The sequence below is a fragment of the Streptosporangium longisporum genome (genome assembly GCF_039534895.1).
GTDB lineage: Bacteria > Actinomycetota > Actinomycetes > Streptosporangiales > Streptosporangiaceae > Streptosporangium > Streptosporangium longisporum.
In genome coordinates this window covers 598,431-624,516 of sequence record NZ_BAAAWD010000014.1, presented here as the reverse complement: position 1 = coordinate 624,516, position 26,086 = coordinate 598,431, and the positions used below count along the sequence as shown (strand labels likewise).

Here is a 26,086-nt window from a genome sequence, read left to right as displayed (position 1 = left end):
GTCAGGTGTTCGCCTCCACGCGAACCCTCTCGATGACCTCCCTGCGGGACCGCCTCCAGAGCACGGCCAGCGCGGCCGCCGTCACCAGACCGGCCGCGCCGGCCAGTGCCACCACGAGCTCGGGGCCCAGGTGGTCGGCCGCGACCCCGCCGATCAGGATGCCGATGCCCTGGGAGGCCAGCAGGCCGGACTGGACGAGCCCGAAGGCCTGACCTCGCTGCCCGGCCGGTACGTACTGCACGAACGCGGCGTTGGCCGCGAGCTGGTACGCCCCGCCCAGCCCCGAGGTGAACCAGAGCAGCAGGACCACGACGAGCGGCGGCCTGGCCGCGCAGAGGATCAGGGGCGCGCAGGTCAGCATCGCCATCCAGCCCATCGACCGCAGCCGGTCCGACGGGCTGACGTAACGGCTGAACAGGAACGCGCCCACGACCGTCCCGGTGGGCATGGCCGCCATGAGCAGGCCGGTCACCAGGGAGAGCTGCCGCGGATCACCCGTCAGCTCGTCGGCGTACGGGGTCGCGATCCCCTCGGGCAGCACGTAGAAACCGCAGAGCCAGGCGAACAGCACCAGCGTCCGCAGCCGGGGGTCGCCGAAGACCAGCCCGGCGCCGGCGCGGGTCATCTTCCACATCGAGGGCCGCTTCTCGTCGGGGGAGCAGGGAGCGGGACGCCGCCGTACGCCCGCGACGAGGATGAGCGCGGAGGCCAGGTAGGTGGCCGAGTCCAGCGCCAGCGCCCGGTACGGGCCCATCCCCATGATCAGGATGCCGCCGAGGGTGAAGCCCAGCATCTGCGCGCCCTGGTTGGTCATGTTCTGCAGGGCCGAGCCCGCGACGTAGCGGTCACCCTCCAGGAGTTCCGGCAGCAGGGCCGCCCGCGCCGCGGAGAACGGCGCGCTGAGCAGCACCACGCAGAAGACCAGGACGCACAGCGCCGAGAACGAGGTGCCGGGGACCGCCATGAGCGCGACCAGGGCGGCCCGGAGCAGATCACAGGTGATCATGACGCGCCGCCGGGCGTAGCGGTCGGCGAGGCCCGCGAGCAGCGGCCCGCCGACGATCGGCGGCAGGTAGGTCAGGGCGTAGACCGACGCCGTCGCCAGGGGTGAGTCCGTCCGCTCGAAGACGAGGACGGACAGCGCGACCCGCGAGAGCTGGTCGCCGAGCAGGGAGAGCCCCTGGCCGATCCAGAGCGCGCGGAACTCCCTGATGGCGATGACCTCGCCGTAGGTCGCTCGGCGTTCCGCCGGACGGCGGTGCCGACCGGGTAGTCGGCCGGACTTGGTGGCCGCCATAGGACTCCGCTGAGTTCGCAGGCACACTGACTGTGGGTGTTCACCGTGTGACCTACGGTGCCTTCTGTGAGGCCCGCGCGCAACCTAAAGCAATCAAACGCATGCAAACCGTAACGATAAGCGACGACATTTCGAGAACGGTGGCATTTGGTGCGTGTTCCGGGGGTACCTACCAACCCAGCTCGTGCAGCCGGTCATCATCGATCCCGAAATGGTGAGCGATCTCGTGAACGACGGTTATCTGTACCTCCTCGACGACCTGGTCCTCCGTCTCGCACATCGCGCAGATCGGCCCCCGGTAGATCTCGATCCGGTCGGGTAGCACCCCCGCGTACCAGTCGCCGCGCTCTGTGAGCGGAATGCCGGTGTACAGACCTAGGAGTCCTGGTTCGGGGGGATCGTCCACGACGACCAGCACCACGTTGTCCATGACCTTCGTCAGCTCGGGGGGAATGCTGTCCAGAGCCTCGGCCACGAGTTCCTCGAACTTCTCCCGCGAGATCTCGATCACACATGTCATTCTGCCCGCGCATTCCTGGGTAGAGGTGGAGGCGGATGAAACTCACTGATCTGGCCCCCCGGGCCCGCCGTCTCGCCGGCGGGCGGATCGCCCGCGGCGTCGCACGCGCCGTGGCCGTCGCCGCCGTCGCCCTGGCCGGCACCTGGCTCGGCATCATGCTCGGCGGGACCGTACGGTCCAACGTCGGCCCGGTGGAGCTGGGCATGTCGGCCGAGCCCTCCTGGAGCGGCGAGACCGTCGTGGACGCCCACCCGTTCGGCACGCTGCTGTTCGACACCCACAACGCCCCCGTGGGCCTGCGGGTGACCCTGGAGAACATCAACCCCGACCGGGCACGGGGCTTCCTGGACGACCCCCGGTTCTCCGCGGACCGCCTTCCCGCGCTCCTGGAGGAGGAGCTGGGGGCCGGGGTCAGGACGCTGGTCGCGCGCGCCGCGTTCTGCGGCCTGGCGGGCGCCCTGGTCGCGTCCCTGATCGTCTTCCGCAGGCCCGGACCGGCCCTGGCCGGTCTGACGGGCGTCGCCGTGGCGATCGCCGGTACGGGCGCGGCCGTCGCCCTGACCTTCCGGCCCGACTCGGTGGTGGAGCCCAAGTACACCGGCCTGCTGGCCGGGGCGCCCTCCCTGGTCGGCGACGCCGAGTCGATCGTGACCAGGTTCGAGTCCTACCGGGTGCAGCTGGCCAAGCTGGTCAACAACGTCTCCCAGCTCTACGACGTGGTCTCGGCCCTGCCCGTCTACGACGCCGACCCCACCTCGATCCGGGTGCTGCACGTCTCCGACATCCACCTCAGCCCCATCGCGTGGAACCTCATCCGCTCGGTCACCGCCCAGTTCAAGATCGACGCGATCGTCGACACCGGCGACCTGACCGACCACGGCACCGGCCCCGAGGACAGGTTCGTCGAGGAGATCGGCACCTTCGGCGTCCCGTACGTCTTCGTCAGGGGCAACCACGACTCCGCGACCACCCAGCGGGCCGTGGCCCGGCAGAAGGGGGCGGTCGTCCTCGACGGCCAGGCCGCGACCGTGGCCGGGCTGCGCGTCTACGGCCTCGGCGACCCCCGCTTCACGCCCGACAAGACCGTCCCGGTCGACTCCGACCTCGAATCCCTGGCGGCCCTGGGACGTACGCACGCCGCCAGGCTGGCGCGGCTGCCCAAGCAGGTCGACCTGGTCGCCGTGCACGACCCCACGATCGCCAGGGGGTTCTCCGGCTCGGCCTCGCTGGTCCTCACCGGTCACTCGCACCAGCGCTCCACCGAGCTGCTGCCCTCCGGGACCCGGGTCCTGGTCCAGGGATCCACCGGCGGAGCCGGCCTGCGGGCGCTCGAACACGACGAGCCGACCCCGGTGGAGGCCTCGGTCCTCTACTTCGACGCGCAGACGCACCGCCTGCGGGCCTGGGACGACATCACCCTCGGGGGGCTGGGCGAGCAGTCGGTTCAGATCCAGCGTCACGTCGAGGCCGACCCTGGCCGTACAATTTCTCCTGTGCCGACGACCGCTCCGTCTCCAACGGGGTCCGTCAGCGTCACACCGACACCGTGACCGCAAACCGCTTTGGCATCGAGGCAAAAGTCCCCTATGCTTCAGAGGTCTCCAGCGGAGCACGGCGACGGAACGGGATGCGAGTCCCGAGCCCCCATCGTCTAGTGGCCTAGGACACCGCCCTTTCAAGGCGGCGACACGGGTTCGAATCCCGTTGGGGGCACGGTCGGGCCAAGGCTCACCGGGGAAACGGCAGGTCGAAGACCTCCGGAAAACTGGTAGGCTAAGCACGGCAAGAAGGACGGGGCAAAGCCCCGGCAAGCAAGGTCCTGTAGAGCAGTTTGGAGTGCTCGCCACCCTGTCAAGGTGGAGGTCGCGGGTTCAAGTCCCGTCAGGACCGCTCTGGTAGGTGTTCGATCCACCACCGAGGTCAGGTAGCTCAGTCGGTACGAGCGTCCGCCTGAAAAGCGGAAGGTCGGCGGTTCGACCCCGCCCCTGACCACAGCAGCTGAGCAGCACGAACGCCCCGAGCGATTATCGTTCGGGGCTTTTTTTAATTTCTCAATCACACGCCCTGTTCACTGTGGTTCAAGGTGTTCAACGGCCGGTAAGAACAATCAGCGAATCCTCAACGAGGATCAGATAATCTGATTTCATGAAGGTGATGACTGCCACCGAGGCGTCCCGAAGCTTCGCGGTCGTTCTGGACGAGGCGGAGCGAGGGGAGACGATCGTGGTCACTCGGGGAGGTAAGCGGATCGCGGTGATCGGTCCCGCGCCCACGGCGCCGGGACGTATGGTCAAAGCCTTCCTGGCCAGAGCCGCGGAGACGCTGGACGCCGATTTCGAGGCCGATGTCGTGGCGGCCCGGGAGGCCGTCGACGACGAGATGAGGAGCGCGTGGCCCGACGTCTGATCCTGGACACCGGCGTACTGATCGCGGCGGAGCGGGGCAAGGCCTCCGTGGACGCGGTGATCGGGGACACCGACGATGTGGCGGTCGCCGCGATCACTGTGGCCGAGTTGTTCGTCGGCGTGGAGCTGGCGGATGAGGCGCGCCGTCCCGGGCGACAGGCTTTCGTGGACGAGGTTCTGGCGTTGATCCCGGTCGAGGAGTACACGGTGGACGTCGCCAGGGTTCACGCTCGTCTCATGGCGCATGTGCGCCGGTCGGGAAAGACGCGGGGAGCGTACGATCTGCTGATCGCCGCGACGGCGGCCACCACCGCCAGAGTCGTGATCACGATGGATTCGTCCGCCGCGTTCGACGACCTGCCCGGGGTCCGGGCGCAGGTCGTTCCCCGTTGAACGCCGACGACGATCTTGACGGTAACGGCCGGTGGCCCTCACCGGTCGGCCGTGAACGGGTGGATCTGTTCACCCACTGTGGGACGACGTCCCCTTCCCGCGTACGCGGCATGTCCGGGAGCGCCGGCGTACGGCCGGACCCGGCCGGATCGATCAATGGACCGGCCACGTGGGGACGGGCAGAGAAGAACGGCTGATCGTCGTCCTCCACAACGGTCGCCGGCGGACAGGTCGCCTCGATCACCCACCGGGACGCACCTGCGATCTCGACGGAACGTACGCCACCGGCACGGCCCGACGGCGTGATGCCCCCGTCCTGATCGGGTGACAAGCAGGGGACGACGCTGTTGGCGACGCGGGCCGGGCCGCCCGGTCATCCGGCCGGTGGGCCGTTCTCGTCCCGCTTCCCGATCGCGTTGCCGATGCGCGCGTGCAGCGTCCCGAAGTGCTCGACGAGCTCGGCCGGTTCGTGGACGGTGAAGTCGAAGCCGAGCAGGGTCACGTACAGGGCGAGCCCGTCCAGGGAGTTCGAGCCGGCCCGCAGGGTGCAGGTGTGCTCGTCGACGGCTTCGACCGTCCCCGCGTCGGACGGCACCCTTTCGGCCACCTGCGCGGCCGCGGCGTGCATGGTGAACCGCGCCTGGTAGCGGTAGCGGTCGACGCCCACGGCCCAGGACGCGTACCCGCCGATGTCGCCGGACGGCGGCTCGCGCGGTGTGAAGCGCGGACCGGCCGGGGTCCGCGGCCGCAGCCGGTCGACCCGGAACGTCCGCCAGCCGGCCCGGTCGAGGTCGTAGGCGACCAGGTACCAGCGGCGCTCGGCGTGGACCAGCCTGTGCGGCTCCACCGTGCGGACGGTGTCGGTGCCGTCGTGGTCGCGGTAGTCCATGCGCAGCCGCTGGTGGTCGCGGCAGGCCGCGGCGATCGTGGTCAGCGTCTCCGCCGGGACCACCGCGCCCGGCCGGTGCTGCGCCACGGTGGCCGCGTCCAACGCCGAGACCCGGTACCGCAGCCGTGACGGCAGGATCCGTTCCAGTTTCGCCAGGGCCCGCACCGACGTCTCCTCGATCCCCGCGACCGTGCCGTTCGCCGCGGTGCGCAGTCCCACGACGACCGCGACGGCCTCCTCGTCGTCGAGGAGCAGCGGCGGCATGGCGGCCCCGGCCTCCAGCCGGTACCCGCCGACGTTCCCGATCGTGGCGTGCACCGGGTAACCGAGTTCGCGCAGCCGGTCGACGTCACGGCGCACGGTGCGCACCGTCACCCCCAGCCGGTCGGCCAGCTGCGGGCCGGGCCAGTCCCGGTGTTGCTGCAGCAACGACAACAGCCGGAGCAGGCGGGCGGATGTTTCGAGCATGTCCTCATTGTGCACTCCAATGAGGACCGTACCTGACCTCCTTGGCGGACACGATGGTACCGACCCGCTCTGTGCCCGCGATCCCGGTCGTTCCGGCCTCGAAGCGGGCCGACGACCGGGGCCGACGACCGGGCGCGGCCAGGGAGCCGATCCCGTACGCGAGGCCGAGCACGTCACACCGACCAGAAGGAGCCGTTTCATGACCAGCGAGATCAAGCCGTTCCGCGTCCACATCCCCCAGGCCGACCTGGACGATCTGCGGCGGCGCCTGTCGGCCGTTCGCTGGCCCCGCCAGATTCCCGGCGTGGGCTGGAGCCGTGGCGTGCCGGTGGACCACCTGAAGGATCTGGTCGAGTACTGGACGACGACGTACGACTGGCGCGCCACCGAGGAGAGGCTCAACCGGTACCCGCAGTTCACCACCCGGATCGACGGGCAGGACATCCACTTCCTGCACGTCCGTTCGCGCCACCCGCAGGCGTTCCCGCTGCTCCTCGCGCACGGCTGGCCCGGGTCGATCGCGGAGTTCCTGGAGGTGATCGAGCCGCTGACCGACCCCGACGATCCCGACGACGCCTTCCACCTCGTGATCCCGTCGCACCCCAACTTCGGGTTCACCGGACCGGCCCCGGCGGGCTGGGACCCGCGCCGCATCGCCACCGCCTACGCCGAGCTGATGGCCAGGCTCGGCCACGACCGGTACGGGGCACAGGGCGGCGACTTCGGCGCGTTCATCGCACCCGATCTCGGCCGGGTGGATCCGGAGCACGTCGCGGGCGTGCACGTCAACGCCGCCACCGTCGGGTTCATCCCGTTCGGCGGTGTGCCGGAGGGCACGGAGCTCACCGACGCCGAGCAGGTCCGGCTCGATCGGATGAACCGGTTCCTCTCCGATGGCAACGGCTACTTCCAGATCCAGGCCACGCGCCCGCACACGCTGGGTTTCGGCCTGGCCGACTCCCCGCTCGGCCAGCTCGCCTGGATCGGTGAGAAGTTCCACGACTGGGCCCACCCCGCGGGTTCGATCGGGCCCGACGACGTCATCACCCACGCGATGATCTACTGGCTGACCAACACCGGCACCTCCTCGGCGCAGATGTACTACGAGTCCATGAACACCACCAGTTGGCCCACACCCTCGCGGGTGCCCACCGGCGTGGCCAACTTCGCCGAGGACATCGCGATCCGCCGGTTCGCCGAACCGCTCAACACCATCACCCACTGGGCCGAGTACGACCGTGGCGGGCACTTCGCCGCGCTCGAGGTCCCCGGCCTGTTCGTGGACGAACTGCGCACCTTCTTCCGTACCGTTCGCTGAAAATCCCGCCACCGCGGCCCTCGCGTCGGCACGGGCCTCTCACCACCTCGTGATCGTTCTCAGTACGGCGCCGCCTCGGGGCTCGTGGCGCTGGCCCGGGTGGAGGGCCACGGGGCGGGGGAGGGACGCCTCGGTCCCGCGGGTGCTGCACCCTGGTGGGGTGGACGATGTGGCGGAACTGCTGGACCGGATCTGGCGGACGGACGCGGCCGGCATGCTCGGCGCGCTCAGCCGGCGTCTCGGCGACTTCGACCGTGCCGAGGAGGCGCTGTCGGACGCGCTGGCCGAGGCGCTCAAGCGCTGGCCCGGAGAGGGGGTGCCGGACAGCCCCACCGGCTGGCTGGTCACCACGGGCTGGCGCAAGGCGCTGGACCGGCTGCGCCGCGACGCCGTCGGCCGCGAGAAGGTGGCACGGCTGGCCGCCGAACCGCCGCCGGAACCGGGCGCGGACGACCGGCTGGCCATGATCTTCGCGTGCTGCCACCCGGACCTCGCCGAGCCGGTCCGGGTCGCGCTGACGCTGTACGCCGCCGGTGGCCTGAGCACGGCCGAGATCGCCGCCGCGTTCCTGGTGCCGCCGACGACGATGGCGCAGCGGCTCTCCCGGGCCAAGCGCCGGCTGCGGGAACGCGGCATCCGGTTCGAGGTGCCACAGCCGCACGAGTACGCCGACCGGCTGCCGGCCGTGCTCGCGGTGATCTACCTGGTGTTCAACGAGGGCTACCTGTCCGCGAGCCGGTCCGCCCAGCGGCGCGAGCTGGCCCGCGAGGGGGTCGAGCTGGCGCGCCGGCTCGCCGGGCTGCTGCCCGGTGAGCCGGAGGCCGCGGGCCTCGCGGCGTTGCTGGAGCTGCACCACGCCCGCGCCGAGGCGCGGTTCGACTCGTGGGGCCGCATCGTCCTGCTCGACCGGCAGGACCGGCGCCTGTGGGACAGGGCGGCGATCGAACGGGCCGCGCTGCGGCTGCGGGCGGCGGTGCGTCAGGGCCGGACCGGGTCGTACCAGCTGCAGGCCGGCATCGCCGCGCTGCACGCCCTCGCCACCTCGTACGAGGCCACCGGCTGGGCCGACGTGCGGGCGTTGTACGACCGGCTGTACGCGCTGGACCCGTCGCCGGTGGTGCTGCTGAACCGGGCGGTGGCCACGCGGTTCGCGGTGGGCCCGGCCCCGGCGCTGGACGAGGTCGACGCGCTCGGGGACCGGCTCGCCGGCTACCACCTGTGGCACGCGGCCCGGGCCGACCTGCTGGCCGCGCTCGGCCGTCCGGCAGAGGCGGTGACGGCGGCGGAGCGGGCTCTGGAGCTGGCGACGAACCCGGCCGAACGGGAGCTGATGTCGCGCCGGGTGGGTGAGCTGAGGCGCCGGCCGTGAGACCGGCGCCCGGCGTCACCGCCGTTCGCGGCTCACCGTCGGACGGATCCCCGCCGCTGTTCACGGCTCACCGTCGGACGGATCCCCGCCGCACCGCTACTCGTGGCTCATCACCGGGCGGACCTCCAGTGCGCTCATCCCGGCGCCGAACGGCCAGGTGGCCGCGATCCGCGTGGCCTCGTCGACGTCGTCGCACTCCAGCAGGACGATCGCGCCGATGACCTCCTTGAGTTCCAGGTACGGCCCGTCGGTGATCACCGGCCGGCCGTCCCCGTCGGCGCGCACCGTCTTCGCCGTCTGCCGGGGCTGCAGCTCGGCACCACCGTCGATGATCTTGCCGGTCGGCTGCCACCGCTCGAACCAGGCGTAGACCTGCTTCATCACGTCCTCCTCGCCGGCCGGGGACAGCGTGGCCCACTCGCGGTCGTCACCGCAGATCAGCATCGCGTACTTCATCGTCGCTCCTCATGGATGGAAGGGATGCTTCGTCCGTGTGACGAACGGCGGGCACCGGTCCTCGACAGGATCCGCCGGATTCCTTCCCGAAGTTCCGACGGCCTACGGCTCCAGGCCGAGAACGGACATATCAGGCTGGATTCGGCGTGGACGTACCGTTCGGGTCCCTTGGTATTTCCGGCGCGCACGTGCCCGGCCGGGTCTGGAAGACGCCGGCGGGTCCTGGACGATCGTGTGGGGACTTTCGGCCTCGCCGGAGGGCGTCCGGTCGTGGGGGGTGTCGCTCATGGGAAGAGCGGGGCCGTTTGTGTCGTAGTGCACGCTCGCCCTTGTGTGTGCGTTTGTACGCAGAACGGGGCTTCTCTCCTGCCTAATGTCGGTGCTGTCCGGAACGCGCAGCACCGAGAAAGCGCACCGGGCGCGGACAGCACGGATCGCTCACCCGAAGGAAATCCCTCATGCGCAAGCTTCGCAGCATCCTTGTCGGCACGGCTCTGGCCGGCGCGCTGGCCACCGGTGTCGCCGCCGCCCCCGCCCAGGCCGCCACCACCGCCACGGCCGGTACGGCTTCGGCCGCCCAGGCGCAGTACACCAAGCACTGGTTCTCCGGCTACTCCGGCTTCGGCGGTGACGAGTCGCGCGGCGAGCGCTCCTACTACAAGGGTTACTGGTACTACTCCAACGGCCGCTACCACTTCGACATCAAGACCTGGGACCGCGACCGCGACCGGGAGAACACCTTCATCGACTTCTCCCACCACGACGACCGTGGCTGGCACAACCGCCGCTTCAGCACCGGCGGCCACCGCGAGTGGAAGTTCAGCTACAGCGCCAAGGGCGGCTTCGACGGCTTCCGTGTCCGCATCGGCGAGGGCCGCTCCGGCGACTTCGACTGGGGCACCTACCACCGCGACTCCTTCTGATCCCGGTCTCCTCGGAGATGGGGCACGCGCCGTGTTCGACGACGAACCGGTGGAGGCGTCGGCACCTCCACCGGCCGGCGCCGTCCCGTACGGACCGGCTCACGGCCCTCGGCCACGGTCGTCCTGCGGCCTACAACCGGCGCAGCACCTGCATGGCCTCCCTCTCGATGCGTGAGAGATCGCGGAGGATGACGCCGGCCCGCGTGAGGTACTCCGCGTCGCCGCTCTCCCCGGCCTTCTCGATCAGGGCGGACACGTCCGTCCACAGGGTGGCGGCCTCGGTGTAGAGCCTGTGACCGGTGCGGAGGCCGTCGTCGTCGATCAGCCGGGTGCACTCGTCGAGGAAGTCACGGTAGAGGACGCGGAACAGGGCGCCGCCGGTGCCGCCCCTCTCCATGAGGAGAGCGGCCTGCGGCAGGTCCTGTCGCGGCTCGCCGGCGCGCAGCAGCCATCCGGGCACCAGCTCGGCGGCCTTCTCGATGCCGCGGTGGCCCAGGTTCGCGATGGGAGCGGCGAGGAAGGCGTCGGCGCAGTCCTTGACGGCGGGGATGATCCGGTCCTGCCAGGAGGGCGGGCGGGCCGGCAGGGTGACGGTGAAGGATCGGTTCCTGGCGGTCATCGGGCCGCGTTCGGCGCGTGCCATGGCGAGACCGGCCAGGGTGGTGCGCACGGCCCCTCCCTGCTGCTCGGTGTCCACGAGGTAGGCGTCGTGCTCGTCGTAGCCGTACATGGCGACGACATGGCCGCCGAAGTGCACCTTGGAGCGGAAGTAGTCCAGGTGGTAGCAGTCGAGCTGAAGGCCGACCGGCCGGCCGGCGTCGATGGGGGCGGCCACGTTCTCCCACGCCCTGCGCGATGAGGTGGTCTCCTCGACCGTCAACGTCAGCCCCAGCCTGGCGGCCAGGTTCCTGGTGAGGTCGAAGGGCTTGACGCGGCCTCCGATGAAGGGGAGCGGCATGTCCTTGCGGTCCCAGTAGACGAAGGACAGGCCCGAGCCCAGCCCGAACAGCATGGGTTCGGACAGATCGAGTCCCTCGTGCCGTAGCAGCACCCCCAGCGCCGTGGTCTCGCAGTGGTGCGTGCCACGGGCCTCGACGTCCTTCACGATGGTCATGTGCCGCTCTCCTCGGGCCGACGCGCGGATGGTCACACCGTCCTCGCCCCTGACACCTGCATGATCAACCGCCGAGGACCGCTGGAGACAGCATGGGGTCTCCCACGGTGGGAGAGTCCAGCCGGGCCGGACCCACCCGGCGAGGAGCCGTCGAAGGGCCATTGAAGGCCTCGGATTCCGTCACCGGGGGCTCGCGGCACAGGACCGGACCGCGCGGCAGGCTCGCGCCCGGCTTGATGAGCCGGGCCACGACCACGTTCCGCTGCCGATCGACCGGGCGAGGTGGGATGGCGGCCACCGCCGGCCGTCCGCGGGAGTCCGCCCCGGCAGAACGGCTTGCAGATCACGCTCAGGTCTTCCCCGACGGCTCGTCGCTCATCTCGAAACGAGCCGCAGGCATCTCAGGGTGCGTTCAAGCCTGCTGCCCGGTTCGGGCGATGAGCGTGTAGTCGACGCCTGTGCGGAAATCACCGGAGGATCCGCGGATGGTCAGCGTATGGCGACCGGGCCGCAGCGGCTGGAGACGCACCCAGAGACCGCAGGCGTAGGAGGTGGTCGTTCCCTTTTCGCCGGTCAGCGGGTTGCCCGCCACGCCGGTCACGGCGACGTTGTCGTCCTCGATCCGTTCGGGCGTGACCGGCTCGCCGTCGAGGGTGGCCCTGCCTTCGGCGGTGGTCATGAACTCGTTGCACACCGCCTTGGAGTTGGCCTGTTGGTTCACCAGCGGGAACACCACCGGTCGCCCCGTGGGAACCGTGCAGGTCCGCCGTACGGTGCCGCCGAAGGTTCCGGCGAGGAACCACACGTCCTCTGGCTGGTTCCGGCCGCAAAACCTTCCGGTGGTGTCCGCCACGGGGTTCGTGCTCTCGCTCTCCGAGGCCGCCCAGGTCCACCAGCGTCCCTGGATCGTCTCCGCCGACGAGGCGACAGGTGTGGGAGAAGTGATCGTTTTAGCTCCGTCAGCGCCGCTCTTTTGAGCCACCCCGCAGCCGGTGAGGAGACCGGCGGTCAGTAGAAGCGATATGACGGATTTAGAGGGCATTCGGAAATCATAGGCCCGGCGGGCGTCGGCCCTTGTCCGACTGGCGGTGAGCGTGAGACAGGTGAACGACGCCCTGTCGATATTCCTCCTGGTCCACCCCTGGCGTTCTTCGTTCTCCTTTTCCCGTTGAGGTTGAGAAGGACAGGGCGGCGATCGCCGCGTCCAGGCTCACGGTCGGGGGCTTCGCAAGGGTACGGCGGTGTGCAGCGGGGGTGCCGGGGTGGTTCAGCGCTCGATTCCCGGGAGGATCACCTCGTCGAGCACGGCCCGGGCGGTCCGCTGGTCGGGGTGGTCGTACTCTCCGGCGGTGATGGCGACCACGAGGTCCAGCGGGGGCGCCACGTGGATCCGCTGGCCGCCGTTGCCGAACGCACCCACCCATCCCTCACCGGTGTACCAGTGGTAGCCGTAGGAGGAGTTCTCGTCGCGTCGTACGCGCGGACGCAGTGCCGCCGCCAGCCAGGATGCGGGTACGACGTCCCTGCCTCCGTCGAGGACGAGCCCTCCGATCGCCAGGAGGCCGCGGGGGGTCAGTCGCAGACCGGCCGCGGCGATGGCCGTCCCGTCCGTGCCGGTCGTCCACGCGAAGCGCGTGATCCCCAGCGGCTCGAACAGCCTGTCGCGGGCGTAGTCCGCCAGCGCCGACCCCGTGCCCTTCTCGATGAGCCGCGCCAGCAGCGCCGTGGCGCCCCCGCAGTAGGAGCGGCGGACGCCGGGCTCGTCCACGATCGGCCGTTCCAGGACGTAGCGGTAGCGGTCGGGGGCGAGCTCCATCGCGAGCTCGTCGTTGGCCGGGCTCGTGTAGGGGACGTTCTCGTCCCACTCCAGGCCGAGGGTCATCGTGAGCGCGTGCTCGACCGTCAGTGCGGCGCGCCGGGGGTCCTCGGCGAGGTCCGGGTACTCGGGGAAGTGCCGGAGCAGCGGCTCGCGCGGCTCGGGTACGTGGCCGTCGGCCAGGGCGACGCCGTACAGGAGACCGACGACACTCTTGGAGACCGAGCGGACGTCGTGGAGGGTGTCCGGGGTGAAGCGCACGTGGCCGAGCGGCTCGCCGAGCCTGAAGTCCTCGCCCTCGCCGTAGTGCTCCAGGACCACCTCGCCGCGGTGGGCGACGACGACGGCGTGCAGGCCGGGCACCCGGTCCTGTTCGACGGCGCGGGCGAGGCGGTCGGTGAGCGTGCGACTGTCCATGATCTCGTTCTACCGTCCGCCGCCCTCCGTCCGCCAGCGGTCGAGGGGGCGAGATGTCCGCCCTGGACGCCTTCCGGGGGACGGCGTCCAGGGCGGTTCACCGGGCGGGACGGTGTCACGAGAGCCGGTTCCCCGGTTCCGGGGACGGCGTCCAGGGCGGTGGGTTCACCGGACGGGACGGCGTCCCTGGAAGCCGGTTCTCCGGAGGGGACGGCGTCCATGACCGGGGGTCATCGCGACACCCCGGCCGGTTCCCTGGACTCCTGCCGTGTCCCGGTACGGCTCAGGCGGCCGGGCCACCAGGCGCGGGGGCCCAGGTCCCGGACCAGTGCCGGTACCAGCAGGGACCGCACCACCAGGGTGTCGAGCAGGACGCCGAAGGCCACGATGAAGGCGATCTGGGCGAGGAAGGCCAGCGGGATCACCACCAGCGCGGCGAAGGTGGCGGCGAGCACGACGCCCGCAGAGGTGATCACTCCGCCGGTGGTGACCAGCCCGCGCAGCACGCCCTGCCGCGCCCCGTGACGCGCGGTCTCCTCGCGCACCCTGGACATGAGGAAGATGTTGTAGTCCACCCCCAGCGCGACCAGGAAGACGAAGCCGTACAGCGGCACGGACGCGTCGACGCCGGTGAAGCCGAACAGGTGCGTGAAGACCAGGGTGGAGACGCCGAGGGTGGCCAGGAAGTTCAGCGCCACGGTGACCACCAGGAGCACGGGCGTCACCAGCGAGCGCAGCAGGACGATCAGGATGAGCAGGATGATCGCCAGCACGACCGGGACGATGAGCAGCGTGTCCTTCTCCGCGGTCTCGGTCGTGTCGTACCGCTGGGCGCTGTACCCGCCGACCAGGACGCCGTTCTCGGCGGAGAGCGCGGTGCGCAGCCGCCTGACCGTGTCCTGGGCGGCGTCGCCGTCCGGCGCGTCCTTCAGCGTCGCCTCCACCAGCGCGAGGCCGCCGACGACCTTGGGGGAGTCGCCCGGGCGTCCGCTCCGGCTCACCACCGACGCGTCGGACACGCCCTCGACGCCGCGGGCCGCCTCCCGTACGGCCGTGGCGCGCCCGGCCGGGACGACGATGACCGCGGGCTGTCCGGAGCCTCCGGGGAAGTGCTCGCTCAGCGCCGCCTGCGCCGCCACCGACGGCGCGTCGTTCACGAAGGTCTCGTCCAGCGGTACGCCCGCGGCGTTCAGCTGCGGTGCGAAGAGGGCGAGGCCGATCAGGGGCAGGACGGTCGCGATCCAGAGCCGGCGCGGATGGCGGTCGACCAGGCCGGCCACCCGGCCCCAGATCCCGCGGACCCCGCTCCCGGCCGATCGACCGGCCCGGTGGGCCGCAGGGGAGCCGTCCGGGTGCTCCGCAGAGCGGTCGTCCGGGTGCTCCACCGAGGGGCCGTCCGGGTGGTCCGTGGAGAAGCCGGCCGGGAGGTCGGCCGGGTGCGGCTTCGTCGGCCACAGGGCGGCGCGGCCCAGCAGGACGAGCGCGGCGGGCAGGAAGGTGAGGGCGCTGAGGGCGGCGCACACGATGCCGATGGCGCCCACCGGGCCGAGCGCGCGGTTGTTGGTCAGGCCGCTGAGCAGCAGCGCGAGCAGGGCCAGGGCCACCGTGGCGGCGCTGGCGACGATCGGTTCGAACGAGCGCCGCAGCGCGACGCGGCCCGCGGCGACACGGTCGCCGGTCGCGGCCAGCTCCTCCCGGAAGCGGGCGGTCAGCAGCAACGCGTAGTCGGTGGCCGCGCCGATGACCAGGATGAACAGGATGCCCTGCACCTGGCCGTCGACCCGGACGATGTCGCGGTCGGCCAGGACGTACACCAGGGCGCACGCCAGGCCCAGGGCGAAGACCGCACCGGCGATGATGATCAGGGGCAGCAGCACGCTCCGGTACACCGCCAGCAGGATGACCAGCACGGTGATCAGCGCCACCCCGAGCAGCAGGCCGTCGATCCCGGCGAAGGCGTCGGACAGGTCGGCCCGGGTGGCCGCCGGTCCCGCGAGCCTGGCCTGCAGGCCGTCGACCGCCACCGCCGAGCCGATCCGGTCCAGGGTCTGTTCGAGCGAGTCGCCGAGGTCGGGGCTGAGCTGGACCACGCCCTGCAACGCCCGGCCGTCGTCGGACCCGATGGCGGGCGTGGGCGTCCCCACGACGCCCGCCGTCCCGCGCAGCGAGGCGAGCGCCCGGGTCGCCTCGGTGGTCTGCCCGGGGGTGACGTTCCCCTCCGCCGTCCACACCACGATGAGCGGCTGTGTGGTGCCCTCGCGGAAGCGCTCCTGCGTCTCCAGCACGCGCGTCGACTCCGCGCTCTGGGGCAGGAACGCGGCCTGGTCGTCGGTGGACACCTCGGCGAGCCTGCCGGCGAACGGGCCGAGACCCCCGCCGACGGCCAGCCAGACCAGCACCAGCAGTGCCGGGACGAGCAGGCGGATCGATCGCCGCGCCATGAGACCGTCCTTCCGTGACGCCATATAACTCAATGATTGAGATAGCCAATGATTGAGTTAATGTAGCATGGCCTCATGACCGGCGACAGCGGGGAAGGCATCGACCTGCACTCCTTCGCGGTACGGCTGCGCCGGATGAACACCGAGTTCAACCGCATCGCCCACGAGTTCGCCCACGAGCACGGCCTGCACATCACCGACGTCCAGGCCCTCGTCACGATCTTCGACTCCCCGTCGCCGATCACCCCGAGCCGGCTACGGCAGGAGCTGAACCTGACCTCGGGCGCGGTCACCGCGTGCCTGGACAGGCTGGAGCGGGCCGGGCACATCCGCCGGGTCCGCGACGTGCACGACCGGCGCGTGATCCACCTGCACTACCTCGACGCGGCCAAGGAGTTCGCCGCGGCCTTCTTCCGCCCGCTCGGCCGCGGCACGGACAACGCGCTGCGGCGCTTCAGCCCGGACGAGCTGCGCACCGCGGCCGCCTTCCTCGACGCGATGAACGAGGAACTCGACCTGCTGCGCGCCACGCCGCGCCCCTCCTGATCACGCGCACCCGGCGCGCTTCCGCTGATCACGCGTACCGACGCGTGCCCCCGCGCGCACCGACGCGTGCCCCCGCGTGCCCCCGCGCGCATCGACGCGTGCTCCCGGATCGCGCGCACCCGGCGCGTGCCTTCCGGCCGCGTGGTCCCGGCGCGTGCGTGCCTTGAGGCTCAGGAACGCTCGTGGCGCAGTGAGGTCCGCCGGGCGCGGTCGCCCGGGGCGGTCGCGACGAGGCGGCGCGCCATCGCGGTGACGTCGTCGTTCGTCAGGCTGGCGCCCATGGCCGTCGCCTCGTCGTACGCCTCCGGCGAGAGGGTGGAGCGCACGGCGGCCACGTTGCGGGGGCCGTCCAGCGGGTCCATCAGCTCGGGGGAGTAACCGACCCGGGAGCCGATGGCCGAGACCGCGCCCAGGAGCACCGCGCCGTCCACGGCCCGGCCCGCCATGCCGAGGGCCCCGGCGAGCACGTGGGCGCAGGCCAGCCAGGAGGTCACGTCCTGCACGCGGTCGAGGTGCACGACCATGCGGGCCATCTGCTGCACCGCCCTGTCGGCGTCGCCCAGGTCCATGGCGACCTTGGCGCCGATCCAGGCCGAGGAGCAGTACGCCCAGTCGTGGCCGCAGGACTCGGCCAGGGCGGAGGCCTGCGTGAGCTGCTCGGTGGCGAGCAGCGGATCGCCCGCCACCCTGGTGATCTGCCCGCGGACCATCGTCAGCTCGGCCTCGACCCAGGACAGCCCGGTCGCCTGCACGTGCTTCCAGCCCTCGGCGAGCGCGAGCTGGGCCTGGCCCGGGTCGCCGCTGAGCTGGAGGAAGAACGCCCGGTACGGCAGGCCGCGGGCCAGGACCTCGACGTCGCCGGACGTCTCGGCCTCCCGTAGCGCCAGTTCGACGTCGTCGTTCCCGGTGAACGGGTCGCCCGCCAGGTAGCGGAGCATCGCCCGGCCGATCAGCGCCTGTCCCCGTCCGGGGTGGCCCGCGTCCGCGAGGTCGAGGGCCTCGGACAGCCGCGCGATGCCCTCGTGCACGTCGCCGTTGCGGTACCAGAACCACGACAGCGCGCCGGCGACGCGCAGCGCGGCGTCCCCGTCGCCTTCGGCCAGGGCATGGCGGAGGGCGGCCCGCGTGTTCGCCTGCTCGTTCCGGAGCCTGCGCGTCCACAGCGCGCCGTCGAAGGTGCGCAGGCGCCGTCCGGCCGTCTCGGCCAGTTCCACCGCCCAGGCGAGGTGGCGGTCGGCCCACCGGGCACGCTCGCCGGCGGGCAGGGTGCGCAGGGCGTACTGCCGGATGGTCTCCAGCATCCGGTAGCGCCGGGGCAGGGTGGCGCCGTCCACGGTGACCAGCGACTTGGCGACGAGACCGCTCAGCCTGTGCAGCACCGCCGGGGGTCCCGCCACCCGTTCGGCCGCCTCCAGGTCGAACCCGCCCTCGAACAGGCTCAGGCAGCCGAGCAGCTCCGCCTCGGCCGGGGTGAGCAGGCGCACGCTGGAGGCGATGGCCGCCTCCAGGCTCCGGTGGCGCTCCGGAGCGGTACGGGAGCCGGTGGTCAGCAGCGCGAACCGGTCGCCGAGCCCGTCGGCGATCTGCTCCAGGGACAGGACCCGCGTCTGGGCCGCCGCGAGCTCGATGGCCAGGGGGAGGCCGTCCAGCTCCCGGCAGATCCTCGCGATGATCTTCCGCTCGTCGTGCCGGGGGCGCTGACCGGGGCGGACGGCGAGGGAGCGTTCGACGAAGAGCTCGACGGCCGCCCCGTCGGGGTCGAGCGGCGGCAGGTCCCAGGTGGTCTCTCCCGCGACGGCCAGCGGCTCCCGGCTCGTGGCGAGCAGCCGCAGGCCGGGGCAGCGGGACAGCAGCGTCTCCGCCAGCGGGGCGACCGCGTCGATCAGGTGCTCGCAGTTGTCGAGGACCAGCAGCGTGTCCCGGTCGCCGATCGAGGCGGCGAGATGGTCGGCGCTGCCCGTGATGGCGACGCCCATCGCCGCGCCGATCGTGGCCGGCAGCAGCCCCGCGTCGGTCACGTCCGCGAGGAGGACCAGCCACGGGCCGTCCACGTCTCCGTCGGCGTCCCCGTCCGCGTGTCGCCGGGCGACCTCCAGGGCCGTGCGGCTCTTGCCGGTGCCGCCCAGGCCGGTGATCGTCACCAGCCGGTTCGCGGCGAGCAGGTCCGTGACCGTGTTCACGGCGGCGTCGCGTCCCACGAGGCGGGTCAGCGGCGCCGGCAGTCTCGGGCGGCCCGGCCGCTGCTCCGGTTCGGCGAGCCGCGCCGTCTCCTTGGGAGCCCGCCGGTCCAGGGCGGGGTCCTGCCGGAGCAGCGCCGTCTCCATGGCGCGCAGCGAGGGGCCGGGGTCCACGCCGAGGTCCTCGCTCAGCCGCTCGCGCGCCGTGCGCAGGGCGGCCAGGGACTCCCCCTGCCGCCCGTTGCGGTACAGGGCGAGCGCGAGCAGTTCCCAGGACCGCTCGGCCAGCGGATGCTCGCGCACCAGCGCCTCCAGCTCGCCCACCGCCTGGACGGCCGTGCCCATCGCCAGCAGGGCCGCCGCGTGGTCCTGGCGGGCGGCCAGCCGGGCGTTCTCCAGCCGGGCGATCTCGGCGCTCGCCACGTCGGTGTCGCCGAGGTCGGCGTACGCGGGCCCGCGCCACAGTCCGAGCGCGGTCGCGAGGGTCTCCGCGGCGGCCGGCGGGTCGTCGTCCAGGAGTCGCGCGCCGCGCTCGGCCAGGGCGACGAAGCGCTCGGAGTCCACCGACTCCGGCCTGACGCGCAGGGCGTAGCCCGGTCCCTGGCGGACCAGCAGGCCCGTGGCCGAGCGCGGGGGCCGGTCCGGTTCCAGGACCTTCCTCAGCTTGGTGACGTACGTGTAGAGGGTGGCCAGGCCGCTGTCGGGGGCCTGCTCCCCCCAGATCGCGTCGACGATGCGGTCGGTCGTGATCATCTTGCCCTGCGCGATGAGCAGGGTCGCGACCAGGGCCTTGACGCGGGGGCCGCCGAGGACGAGCCGTTCCCCCCGGCGGGACACGGTGAGCGGGCCCAGGACGGAGAAGTCGAGTCCGGCCGGTTCAGCGCTCACCCGTGACCCGTTTCCCTCTGCCGTCAGCGTCGTCCGAATATCGGCCTGTCGCTTTTATACCTCAGAGGGTTATAAAGGCAAAACGATGTCGCCGGTGGTGAGCCGCCCTCTACCGCGGGAGCGGCGAGTCGGCGGGGACCGGTTCCATGTCGGCGTCGGCTGTCCGGTGCTGGTGGCGGACCAGGTCGGCGTAGTGGCCGTCGCGGGCCATCAGCCACCGGTGGGTGCCGGTCTCGACCACCCGGCCGCGGTCGAGCACGACGATCAGGTCGGCGTCCTGGACGGTCGACAACCGGTGGGCGATGATCACCTGCGTCTGCCCGAGGTCGAGCAGGTTGCGGCGGATGCGCTCCTCGGTGACCGCGTCCAGGCTGGCGGTCGGCTCGTCCAGCAGCAGGATCCGCGGGCGGCGGAAGAGCGCGCGGGCCAGGGCGAGCCGCTGGCGCTGCCCGCCGGACAGGCGCGAGCCCCCCTCGCCGATGTCGGTGCCGTAGCCCTGGGGGAGCCGCATGATCTCGTCGTGGATCTCGGCCATGCGGGCGGCGTGCTCGGTCTCCTGGCCACCCGGCCCGGAGAAGCCGGTGATGTTGTCCCCGATGGTGCCGGCGAACAGGTGCGGCTGCTGGGTGACCACCCCCACCTGACGGCGGAGCCACTGCCGGTCGAGCTCCTCCAGCGGTGTCCCGTCGAAGCGGACCTGCCCGGCGGCCGGTTCCACCAGCCCGACCAGCACGCGTCCCAGCGTGGTCTTGCCCGACCCGGACGCGCCGACGATCGCGACCCTGGCGCCGGACGGGATGCGCAGGCAGACGTCCCGCAGCACCGGCGTGCGGGCGTCGTAGCCGGTGGTGAGCCCGGTGACGGTGATGTCGCCGCGCAGCCCGCCCTCCGGCCGGAGACCGCCCGCCGGTTCGGGTGCCGTGCCCATCAGGTCGGCGATCCGCCCGATGTGCGCGGCGGCGAGCTGGAGCTGGTACACGATGCCGAGCAGCGACGCGAGCGGCGTGGTCGCCGAGACGGCCAGGGAGACCAGGGCGAGCCGGTCGCCCAGCGTCGCGCCGTCGCCGGCGGTGGCGAACACGGCGACGAGCAGTCCCAGGTGGAGCGCCAGCTGCACGGCGTTGCTCACCGCCTGCACCCCGGCCACGTGCCGGTCGCGGGCCGCCCCTGCGGCCAGCTCCTCGTCGTGGTGCTCGCGCCAGCGGGCGACGACGGCCGCCTCGCCGCCGGAGGCCTTGACCGCCTCGATGCCGGTGAGGCCGTCGATCAGGATCGACTGGGTGGTGGCGCCGGTGTGCAGCGCGGCCAGGGCCAGGTGCATCCCGCGCCGGGCCGTGGCCAGTACCACGGTGGCCTGGGCGGCGGCGGCCGCGAGCGTCAGCAGCGCCAGCCCGGGCGAGGCCACCAGGAGCAGGGTCACGTACGACACGGCGGTGAACAGGTCGAACAGGAACGTCAGCGACCGTTCGGTGAGCAGGTCGCGCAGCATCGCCACCCCGCTGAGCCTGCTCAGCAGGTCACCGCTGGACCGGCGCTGGAAGAAGCGGTACGGCAGGGCCAGCGTGTGGCCGACGAGCCCGCGCATCACCTCGCCCGCCACCGAGGTCTGCAACCTGATCAGCACCCGGGCGCGGGTCCACGACAGCAGCGCGTGCACGAGGACGACGCACAGGGCCGCAGCCGCGAGCGTCGTCACGCCCGCCTCCACCGGCCGGTCCACCACGAGCTTGGTGAACAGCGGCACGGCCAGCCCGAGGAGCTGAGCACCGAGCGAGGCCAGCAGCACGGCGACGATCAGCCCCCGGTTCGCCAGCGCGGGCCTCACCAGCGGTCGGAACACCCGCCACGGCCGGGACCGGACGGCGGGGACGAGCCCGTCGGGGGCGTCGGCGAGCAGGACCGTGCCGGAGTATCCGGCCTCGAACTCCCGCGGGGACAGCCGCCGCCGTCCGCGCGCCGGGTCGAGGACGAGGACGCCGCGCGGGGTGACGTGCTCGACCACGACGAAGTGGTTGTCCTCCCACAGCGCGACGAACGGCGCGGGGAGCCCCGCGACGGTGTCCATCGGGGCGCGGCAGGCGCGCAGCCGCAGCCCGAAGCGGGCACCGGCCTGGATCATGTCGCGCAGGCTCGCCCCGTCGACGCCCTCGGCCAGGTGCTCGCGCACCTCCGCCATGCCGGTACGTCGTCCCAGCCCGCCGAGCACCATGGACAGGCAGGCGGCACCGCAGTCGCTGCGGGCGAGCTGCATGCGCAGCGGCACTCTCCTCCTCACAGCCAGAACCACCTGATGTCGGCCGTGCGCCGCCGCTCGTCCAGCCAGGCCTGGAAGGCCGCGTCACGCGCGGCGTCGAGCACCTCCGGAGCCTCGGGGTCGGCCGGGACGACCTCGTACACGACCCCGGCCAGGTGGCCGCCGTCGTAGGGGACCGGCCCGACCGCCGTGCCCGCGGGCACGGCGCGCAGGGGTTCGGGCAGCGCGGGGGTGATCGCGGCGGTGACCCGCAGCTCCAGCCCCCGGGTGCCGACGTCCAGGGGGGCCGGGCGTCCGGTCCCGTCCGCGGTCCCGGTCCCGTCCGCGGTCCCGGACGCGGACGCGGACGCGGGCAGCAGTGCCGCGGTCACCCGGTCCGTGAAGCCGGTCACCGGGCCGTCGGCGAAGGCGCGCAGCACGTCCGGCCGGGGACCGGTCACCCAGGCGGCACGCCGTACGGCGAAGTCCCCGGCGTGCTCGGCGAGACGGCGCCGGGCGGGTTCTCCGGCGAAGCGCTCGCGGACCCGGGCGACGAGCGCCTGCGTCCTGACGTGGTCCCAGAACACCTCCTCGGACATGCCGGTGTCGGCGAGCCACTCCAGCGTCTGCGCGCGGCCGGTGAGCCCGCGCCGCCTGCGGAACTCGTCGGCGGCCCGCTGCGTCTCGTCTGTGGTCGCCGGTGGCTCGTCCCGCAGCTCGTCGAGGACGATGCGGTGGTCCACCAGCCGCTCGTGCAGCCGCCGGTCGCGGGCGCCGAGCGCGCGGACGGTGGACAGCGCCGCGGTGATCGAGAGGCCGGTCCCGTCGACGCTGAGGACGTGGGCCGCGGCCCAGTGGGTGGAGTGGTCGACGAGCCAGGGAACGCCGTCGTCCACCTCGGCCGACAGCGCGACGGTGCCGCCCTCGGGGTGGTCGAGGAGCAGGTCGTGACCGATCCTGGTCGCTCCCGGGGGCTCGTCGACCACGAGCTGGGCGCGCAGCCACGGCCGCAGGGCAGCCCATTCCCGTACGGACCGGTGGGCCTCGTCCGCGGCGTCCCGGGCGGTCGGCAGGGAGCGCAGGAGGGTGACCGCGTCGGCGAGGCCGGTCGCGAAGGCGGTATCGGCCGCGAAGGCGGTGCGGGCAGGGGTGGCGGGGATGGCGGAGGTGGCGTGGGCGGGCGTGGGGGCGGTGGGCAGCGGGTCGCCGGGTGCGGGAGAGGTGGGTGCGGGGGTGACGGGCGCGACAGAGGTGGGTGCGGGAGCGGTGGGTGCGGGAGACGTGGGTGCCGGGCCCGTGGGTGCGGGGCCGGTCCGGAGGGAGGGCGTGCTCTGGTCAGCGGGCATCGGTGGGATCCTCGGGACGGGGACGGGCGGTGGCGTCGGCGAGCCAGTCGGCGATCGCGTCACCGATGGGCAGGCCGGTCAGCATCTCGACGAAGGCCCACTGCCCGCCGATGTTGAGTTCCAGGAAGACGTACCGGCCGTCGGGCGTGACGACGAAGTCCAGGGCGCCGAAGCTCAGGCCGAGCTCCGCGACCAGGCGGACGCAGCGTTCCGAGACGTCCGGCGGGAGGTCGTAGGCGGAGTAGCCCACGTTGGGGTCGTCGTAGTGCCGCCAGTCGACGGCGGTCAGCCGGGAGGCCTGGGAGTCGATGCGGGCGGCGAACACCCGCTCGCCGACGACGGTCACCCGCAGCTCGTACGCCTTCGGCAGGTTGGGCTGCAGCATCGCCGGGCCGTGCCGGAGCCGGTGCCGGCCCGACAGCCGCCGCCGGGGCACCACCGTGGTGTAGAGGTGACGCGGCTCGCCGTCCAGCGTGAACGGGCGGGCGTCGAGCGTCTTGGTGATGAGGCGGCCACCGGCGCGGTTCCACGCCGGGACGAGCTCGTCCGGGTCGTTCGTCACGACCGTGTCCACCACGTCGAACCCCAGTTCCACGGCCCGGTACAGGTGCAGCAGCTTGTTGTCGATCGCCGCGCCCCGGTGCGGGCGTATCGGCATCCACCGCGCCCCCACCATGAGGTCGTACGCGCCGGTGAGCGCCACCTTGGCCACGTGCTCGGCGAACGCCCGCTGCGAGGGTTCCGGCACCTCCGGCGCGGACGGTGTGCCGGGGCGGCGGTCCCAGACGGCGGTCACCGCCGACAGGTCGTACGTCTCGCCCCGGTAGGTCAGCGTCTGCCGCCAGTGTCCGCCGACGAGGCTCGTGGTGAGGGTGGAGGCCCCGGGGTAGTCGGCCTCGTCCCACCACAGCAGGGGCACGCCGCGCTCCCGGAGGCCGGGCAGCACGGCGTGAACCGAGTCGTCGCGGGCGCTGCTGATGATCAACAACACGGTCACGTGCTCCTTCGCCGTCGTGGGGTGGGGGCCGGTGCCCTTGGACACCGGCCCCGTCGTTCACCGGGCGGCCGGACGGCCGGTCCGGCCCTACCTGATCGGCCGGTCGTGTCCGGCCTTACCTGGTCGGCCGTGCCCGGCCCTACCTGGTCGGTCGTCTCCGGCCGTACCTGGTCGGCCGGTCGTTCCCGGGCCGGCCGTTACCGCCGGGACCCGGTCATGGCCGTCGAGGCCGGGTCACCGCGGGATCAGGTCATCTTGCAGTCGGTGGTCCCGTCGTCGTTCAGGGCGGTGCAGAGGTAGCCCGAACCGGGCTTCATGCCCGCGCTGATGCCCGATCCCGCGACGACGTCCAGGTCGTCGCCGGTGAGCGGGGAGACCCCGGCGGGAAGGTCGTCGATTTTCAGCATGTCGTTCATGACACGTCCCATCTGGTCGTACAGGACCGTGCTCTACGGCCCTGTGAAGACAATGGCGATCATGACTTGAGCTCTTCTGAAAACGCACTGGAGCCGACTTGAGACGGTCCTCGCGCGGCACAGCGCGGCCCGGTGTGGCCCGGCACGGTGCGCGGTGCGGCATGGTGCGGTGCGGCATGGTGCGGTGCGGTGCGGCATGGTGCGGTGCGGTCTCACCACGCGCCAGCGGGGAGCCTGTGAGTTCTCTCAGTGCGTCTCAGCGTCGGCACAGGGGACCCGGCCTACCGTCCGGTACATGACGAACGTGCCGCGAGCCGCCGAACCGTCCCGGGGGCCGACCATGGCGGAGGACGACGGCCGGAGCACGGCCCACGACGACGACGGCCGGAGCACGGCTCGGGACGACGGCCGGATTACGGCCCATGACGGCGGCGTCACGGCCCATGACGGCGGGCGGATCACGGCTCGGGACGCACGGACGGCGGGCGTGCCGGTTCCCGGCGGGGGACGGCGGACGTCGTCGCACCGGGCGGGGTACGCGACCCTCGGCTGGGCGCTGGTGTACGGGGGGTTCGGGCTGGTCGCGACGTCGGCCGGGTCGGCGCTCTTCCATCGTGCCGCCGAACCGCTGCCGGTCGCCCTGAACTGGGTCGTCGTGGCCGTGGCCGCCGTGACGGTGATCACGGTCCCGGCCGCGGTACGGCCGGGTCCGCGCATCCCCCGGGCGGTGGTGCTCGCCACGCTGGCCGGGCTCTGCGCGGTGAGCGGCGTGGCCGCGTTCGGCCTGCTCATGGACGTGATCACGCTCGTCTTCGCGCAGACCGTCGGCAGCTGGACGGGGACCGCCAACCGGGCGCTCGCCGCGATCGGCGTGGTGCTGCTCGTCGCCACGGCCCGTGCCTACCGCTCGGCCGCGTACGGAACCTGCCCGCGGTGCGGCTCCGTGCACACGTCCCCGGCCGTCCCCTCGGCCGCGCTCCCGGCCGGCCCTTCGGTCGCGTCCCCGGCCGTCCCCCCGGTCGCGTCCCCGGCCGCGCTCCCGGTCGTGCGGGGCGGGCCGGAGCCCGTACCGGCTTCGCGGCGCGTCCGCCTGACGGCCTACCTGGGCGCGGCGGCGTTCCTGCCGTACGCGGCCATGAAGACGACGTGGGCGCTGGGCGGCACCTTCGCCGGTGTCGGCGGGGCGGAGATGACGGCGACGATGGAGCGCAACGGCGCCTCGGGGCTCATGCTGACCCTGGAACGCTGGGGCGTCGACGTCACGGCGCTGCTGGCCGCGCTGGGCGTGTTCCTCATCCTCGGGCTGGTCAGGCCGTGGGGGCAGGTGTTCCCCCGGTGGACGTTCGCCCTGCGCGGCAGGCGGGTGCCCCGCTGGCTGCCGCTGACCCCCGCGCTGGTCGGTGCCGCCTCGCTCGCCCCCTACGGGATGGTCGGACTCGTCTACGCCGTGCTCGGCACGGCGGGTGTGGTGGCCGTCCCCCGGGGAGATTTCCCCACCCCGGGGGACGCCCTGCTGGTGATCTGGTTCGGTCTCGGCGCCTTCGCCGTGTACGGCGTCGCCCTGGCCGTGGCCGCCCGTTCCTACCTGCTCCGCACCCGGCCGGTCTGCCCGCTCGCCGGGACGGGGGCCGTGACGTGAGCCACGCGGCCCGGCCAC

The 26,086-nt window shown here is 72.4% G+C and carries 21 protein-coding genes and 3 tRNA genes; 11 read left to right on the top strand and 13 right to left on the bottom strand.

The window, feature by feature from the left end; genetic code table 11:
* Position 1 precedes the first annotated feature (1 nt).
* Positions 2-1,297 carry an MFS transporter gene (locus ABD832_RS26105; protein ID WP_344899923.1) on the bottom strand — a complete coding sequence of 432 codons (1,296 nt, stop codon included), beginning with the start codon at positions 1,295-1,297 and terminating at the stop codon, positions 2-4.
* 169 nt (positions 1,298-1,466) lie between these two features.
* Positions 1,467-1,817 (bottom strand): metallopeptidase family protein, encoded by a 351-nt coding sequence (locus tag ABD832_RS26100; RefSeq protein WP_399189675.1) that lies wholly within the window; start codon positions 1,815-1,817, stop codon positions 1,467-1,469.
* Between the two features lie 35 nt (positions 1,818-1,852).
* Between ABD832_RS26100 and ABD832_RS26095 the strand changes: the two genes are divergently transcribed.
* From ABD832_RS26095 to ABD832_RS26070, 6 genes are all read left to right on the top strand, one after another.
* On the top strand, positions 1,853-3,367 hold the full coding sequence (locus tag ABD832_RS26095) for a metallophosphoesterase family protein (protein WP_344899919.1): 1,515 nt from the start codon (positions 1,853-1,855) through the stop codon (positions 3,365-3,367).
* A 90-nt stretch (positions 3,368-3,457) separates the two neighbouring features.
* A tRNA-Glu gene (locus ABD832_RS26090) sits at positions 3,458-3,530 on the top strand.
* A 102-nt stretch (positions 3,531-3,632) separates the two neighbouring features.
* Positions 3,633-3,707, top strand: a tRNA-Asp gene (locus ABD832_RS26085).
* A gap of 28 nt (positions 3,708-3,735) precedes the next feature.
* A tRNA-Phe gene (locus ABD832_RS26080) sits at positions 3,736-3,809 on the top strand.
* A gap of 153 nt (positions 3,810-3,962) precedes the next feature.
* A complete protein-coding gene (locus tag ABD832_RS26075; RefSeq protein ID WP_344899917.1) occupies positions 3,963-4,223 on the top strand; it encodes a type II toxin-antitoxin system Phd/YefM family antitoxin in 261 nt (86 codons plus the stop codon).
* The gene (locus ABD832_RS26070; protein ID WP_344899915.1) at positions 4,208-4,615 is read left to right on the top strand and encodes a PIN domain-containing protein; all 408 of its coding nucleotides are present in this window, start codon (positions 4,208-4,210) and stop codon (positions 4,613-4,615) included. Before ABD832_RS26075 ends, ABD832_RS26070 begins: the two co-directional genes overlap by 16 nt.
* 373 nt (positions 4,616-4,988) lie before the next feature.
* On the opposite strand, the gene ABD832_RS26065 is transcribed toward ABD832_RS26070, so the two are convergent.
* A complete protein-coding gene (locus tag ABD832_RS26065) occupies positions 4,989-5,972 on the bottom strand; it encodes a helix-turn-helix transcriptional regulator (protein ID WP_344899913.1) in 984 nt (327 codons plus the stop codon).
* A gap of 199 nt (positions 5,973-6,171) precedes the next feature.
* Between ABD832_RS26065 and ABD832_RS26060 the strand changes: the two genes are divergently transcribed.
* Both ABD832_RS26060 and ABD832_RS26055 read left to right on the top strand, forming a co-directional pair.
* The gene (locus ABD832_RS26060; RefSeq protein ID WP_344899912.1) at positions 6,172-7,290 is read left to right on the top strand and encodes an epoxide hydrolase family protein; all 1,119 of its coding nucleotides are present in this window, start codon (positions 6,172-6,174) and stop codon (positions 7,288-7,290) included.
* Positions 7,291-7,450: 160 nt separating this feature from the next.
* On the top strand, positions 7,451-8,659 hold the full coding sequence (locus ABD832_RS26055; protein WP_344899910.1) for an RNA polymerase sigma factor: 1,209 nt from the start codon (positions 7,451-7,453) through the stop codon (positions 8,657-8,659).
* 96 nt (positions 8,660-8,755) lie between these two features.
* On the opposite strand, the gene ABD832_RS26050 is transcribed toward ABD832_RS26055, so the two are convergent.
* Positions 8,756-9,115, bottom strand: coding sequence for a YciI family protein (locus ABD832_RS26050; protein ID WP_344899908.1), 360 nt, complete (start codon positions 9,113-9,115; stop codon positions 8,756-8,758).
* A 458-nt stretch (positions 9,116-9,573) separates the two neighbouring features.
* Between ABD832_RS26050 and ABD832_RS26045 the strand changes: the two genes are divergently transcribed.
* The gene (locus ABD832_RS26045) at positions 9,574-10,038 is read left to right on the top strand and encodes a hypothetical protein (RefSeq protein WP_344899906.1); all 465 of its coding nucleotides are present in this window, start codon (positions 9,574-9,576) and stop codon (positions 10,036-10,038) included.
* 130 nt (positions 10,039-10,168) lie between these two features.
* Here the strand turns inward: ABD832_RS26045 and ABD832_RS26040 are convergent, their stop codons facing one another.
* From ABD832_RS26040 to ABD832_RS26025, 4 genes are all read right to left on the bottom strand, one after another.
* Positions 10,169-11,152 (bottom strand): BtrH N-terminal domain-containing protein, encoded by a 984-nt coding sequence (locus tag ABD832_RS26040; protein ID WP_344899904.1) that lies wholly within the window; start codon positions 11,150-11,152, stop codon positions 10,169-10,171.
* Positions 11,153-11,564: 412 nt separating this feature from the next.
* Entirely contained in the window at positions 11,565-12,005 is a 441-nt protein-coding gene (locus ABD832_RS26035; protein ID WP_344899902.1) for a signal protein, read from the bottom strand.
* Positions 12,006-12,419: 414 nt separating this feature from the next.
* Positions 12,420-13,385, bottom strand: coding sequence for a serine hydrolase domain-containing protein (locus ABD832_RS26030; RefSeq protein ID WP_344899900.1), 966 nt, complete (start codon positions 13,383-13,385; stop codon positions 12,420-12,422).
* 230 nt (positions 13,386-13,615) lie between these two features.
* Entirely contained in the window at positions 13,616-15,826 is a 2,211-nt protein-coding gene (locus ABD832_RS26025; RefSeq protein ID WP_344899898.1) for an MMPL family transporter, read from the bottom strand.
* A gap of 75 nt (positions 15,827-15,901) precedes the next feature.
* Between ABD832_RS26025 and ABD832_RS26020 the strand changes: the two genes are divergently transcribed.
* Positions 15,902-16,372 (top strand): MarR family winged helix-turn-helix transcriptional regulator, encoded by a 471-nt coding sequence (locus tag ABD832_RS26020; RefSeq protein WP_344899896.1) that lies wholly within the window; start codon positions 15,902-15,904, stop codon positions 16,370-16,372.
* 170 nt (positions 16,373-16,542) lie between these two features.
* On the opposite strand, the gene ABD832_RS26015 is transcribed toward ABD832_RS26020, so the two are convergent.
* The 5 genes from ABD832_RS26015 to ABD832_RS25995 all read right to left on the bottom strand — a co-directional run bounded on the left by ABD832_RS26015 (position 16,543) and on the right by ABD832_RS25995 (position 24,420).
* On the bottom strand, positions 16,543-19,437 hold the full coding sequence (locus ABD832_RS26015; RefSeq protein WP_344899894.1) for an AfsR/SARP family transcriptional regulator: 2,895 nt from the start codon (positions 19,435-19,437) through the stop codon (positions 16,543-16,545).
* A gap of 109 nt (positions 19,438-19,546) precedes the next feature.
* On the bottom strand, positions 19,547-21,700 hold the full coding sequence (locus ABD832_RS26010) for a peptidase domain-containing ABC transporter (protein ID WP_344899892.1): 2,154 nt from the start codon (positions 21,698-21,700) through the stop codon (positions 19,547-19,549).
* A gap of 8 nt (positions 21,701-21,708) precedes the next feature.
* The gene (locus tag ABD832_RS26005; RefSeq protein WP_344899890.1) at positions 21,709-23,016 is read right to left on the bottom strand and encodes a TIGR04500 family putative peptide maturation system protein; all 1,308 of its coding nucleotides are present in this window, start codon (positions 23,014-23,016) and stop codon (positions 21,709-21,711) included.
* Complete coding sequence (locus ABD832_RS26000; RefSeq protein ID WP_344899888.1) at positions 23,006-24,013, bottom strand: MvdC/MvdD family ATP grasp protein; 1,008 nt, start codon at positions 24,011-24,013, stop codon at positions 23,006-23,008. The genes ABD832_RS26005 and ABD832_RS26000 overlap by 11 nt, the downstream gene beginning before the upstream one ends.
* 245 nt (positions 24,014-24,258) lie before the next feature.
* A complete protein-coding gene (locus ABD832_RS25995; RefSeq protein ID WP_344899886.1) occupies positions 24,259-24,420 on the bottom strand; it encodes a hypothetical protein in 162 nt (53 codons plus the stop codon).
* A gap of 304 nt (positions 24,421-24,724) precedes the next feature.
* Here ABD832_RS25995 and ABD832_RS25990 point away from each other — a divergent pair, with 304 nt between their 5' ends.
* Complete coding sequence (locus tag ABD832_RS25990; RefSeq protein ID WP_344899884.1) at positions 24,725-26,068, top strand: DcrB/PsbP domain-containing protein; 1,344 nt, start codon at positions 24,725-24,727, stop codon at positions 26,066-26,068.
* The last annotated feature ends 18 nt before the right edge of the window (positions 26,069-26,086 follow it).

Bases quoted from the DNA above. Each gene is read 5' to 3' on its own strand.
- ABD832_RS26100 (WP_399189675.1), bottom strand. From the start codon at position 1,817: ATGACATGTGTGATCGAGATCTCGCGGGAGAAGTTCGAGGAACTCGTG.
- ABD832_RS26020 (WP_344899896.1), top strand. From the start codon at position 15,902: ATGACCGGCGACAGCGGGGAAGGCATCGACCTGCACTCCTTCGCGGTA.
- ABD832_RS26005 (WP_344899890.1), bottom strand. From the start codon at position 23,016: ATGCCCGCTGACCAGAGCACGCCCTCCCTCCGGACCGGCCCCGCACCC.
- ABD832_RS26075 (WP_344899917.1), top strand. From the start codon at position 3,963: ATGAAGGTGATGACTGCCACCGAGGCGTCCCGAAGCTTCGCGGTCGTT.
- ABD832_RS26065 (WP_344899913.1), bottom strand. From the start codon at position 5,972: ATGCTCGAAACATCCGCCCGCCTGCTCCGGCTGTTGTCGTTGCTGCAG.
- ABD832_RS26095 (WP_344899919.1), top strand. From the start codon at position 1,853: ATGAAACTCACTGATCTGGCCCCCCGGGCCCGCCGTCTCGCCGGCGGG.
- ABD832_RS25990 (WP_344899884.1), top strand. From the start codon at position 24,725: ATGACGAACGTGCCGCGAGCCGCCGAACCGTCCCGGGGGCCGACCATG.
- ABD832_RS26040 (WP_344899904.1), bottom strand. From the start codon at position 11,152: ATGACCATCGTGAAGGACGTCGAGGCCCGTGGCACGCACCACTGCGAG.
- ABD832_RS26030 (WP_344899900.1), bottom strand. From the start codon at position 13,385: ATGGACAGTCGCACGCTCACCGACCGCCTCGCCCGCGCCGTCGAACAG.
- ABD832_RS26060 (WP_344899912.1), top strand. From the start codon at position 6,172: ATGACCAGCGAGATCAAGCCGTTCCGCGTCCACATCCCCCAGGCCGAC.
- ABD832_RS26025 (WP_344899898.1), bottom strand. From the start codon at position 15,826: ATGGCGCGGCGATCGATCCGCCTGCTCGTCCCGGCACTGCTGGTGCTG.
- ABD832_RS26045 (WP_344899906.1), top strand. From the start codon at position 9,574: ATGCGCAAGCTTCGCAGCATCCTTGTCGGCACGGCTCTGGCCGGCGCG.
- ABD832_RS25995 (WP_344899886.1), bottom strand. From the start codon at position 24,420: ATGCTGAAAATCGACGACCTTCCCGCCGGGGTCTCCCCGCTCACCGGC.
- ABD832_RS26050 (WP_344899908.1), bottom strand. From the start codon at position 9,115: ATGAAGTACGCGATGCTGATCTGCGGTGACGACCGCGAGTGGGCCACG.
- ABD832_RS26105 (WP_344899923.1), bottom strand. From the start codon at position 1,297: ATGGCGGCCACCAAGTCCGGCCGACTACCCGGTCGGCACCGCCGTCCG.